Genomic DNA, 1,441 nt, shown 5'->3' on the forward strand with positions numbered 1-1,441 from the left:
GATCAGATCCCCAGGCAGAGGTACTTGATCTCCAGGTAGTCCTCGATGCCGTACTTGGAGCCCTCGCGGCCCAGGCCCGAGGCCTTGACGCCACCGAAGGGCGCGACCTCGTTGGAGATCAGGCCGGTGTTGATGCCGACCATGCCGTACTCCAGCGCCTCGGCCACGCGGAACACGCGGGACAGGTCACGGGCATAGAAGTAGGAGGCCAGGCCGAATTCGGTGTCGTTGGCCAGCTCGATGACCTCGGCCTCGTCCTTGAAGCGGAACAGCGGCGCCAGCGGGCCGAAGGTCTCTTCCTTGGACACCTTGGCGCTCCTGGGCACGTCGGCGAGGATAGTCGGCTCGAAGTAGCTGCCGCCGTTGGCGTGGGCCTTGCCCCCGGCGATGACCCGGGCGCCCTGGCTCACAGCGTCGTCGATGTGTTCCTTAACCTTGGCCGCCGCCTTGGCGTCGATCAGCGGGCCAATGGTCACGCCCTCTTCCAGGCCGTTGCCGACCTTGAGCTTGGCCACCGCGGCCTTGAATTTCTCGGCAAAGGCGTCGTACACGCCGTCCTGGATATAGAGGCGGTTGACGCAGACGCAGGTCTGGCCGGCGTTGCGGTACTTGGAGGCGATGGCGCCTTCCACGGCCTTGTCCAGGTCGGCATCGTCGAAGACGATAAAGGGCGCGTTGCCGCCCAGTTCCAGCGACAGCTTCTTGATGGTGGGCGCGCTCTGCTCCATCAGCTTGGCACCGATCTCGGTGGAGCCGGTAAAGGAAATCTTGCGCACGATGGGGCTTTCGGTCAGCTCGGCGCCGATTTCGGCGGCGGAGCCGGTGACCACGCTCAGCACGCCCTTGGGAATGCCGGCGCGCTCGGCCAGTTCGACCAGCGCCAGGGCCGAGTACGGGGTCTGGCTGGCGGGCTTGATGACCATGGTGCAGCCGGCGGCCAGGGCCGGACCGGCCTTGCGGGTGATCATCGCGGTGGGGAAATTCCACGGCGTGATGGCGGCGGTGACGCCGATGGGCTGCTTGATCACCAGGATGCGCTTGTCGGCCTGGTGGCCGGGGATGGTGTCGCCATAGATGCGCTTGGCTTCCTCGGCGAACCACTCGATGAAGGAGGCGGCATAGGCGATCTCGCCCTTGGCCTCCGCCAGCGGCTTGCCCTGCTCCAGGGTCATCAGCCGGCCCAGGTCGTCCTGGTTTTCGATCATCAGCTCGTACCAGCGCCGCAGCTTGGCCGAACGCTCCTTGGCGGTCAGCGCGCGCCAGGCCGGCAGGGCGCGATTGGCGGCGTCGATGGCACGCTTGGTCTCGGCGCGGCCGAGCTTGGGAATGGTGCCCAGGGTCTCGCCGGTGGCCGGGTTGTCCACCTTGACGGTGGCACCGCTGTCGGCGTCGATCCAGGCGCCGTCGACATAGGCTTGCTGGCGAAACAGGGAAGCGTCTT

Annotated in this window: 1 protein-coding gene; it reads right to left on the bottom strand. The window is 66.6% G+C overall.

Features of this window, described 5'->3' with window-relative positions:
• Nucleotides 1-2: 2 nt before the first annotated feature.
• Nucleotides 3-1,441, bottom strand: a 1,439-nt coding sequence (gabD, locus tag GSQ95_RS25130) for an NADP-dependent succinate-semialdehyde dehydrogenase (protein ID WP_158897167.1), incomplete at its 5' end; no start/stop codon positions are given.

Source organism: Pseudomonas sp. BAV 4579, from assembly GCF_009765395.1.
Taxonomy (GTDB): domain Bacteria; phylum Pseudomonadota; class Gammaproteobacteria; order Pseudomonadales; family Pseudomonadaceae; genus Chryseomonas; species Chryseomonas aestiva.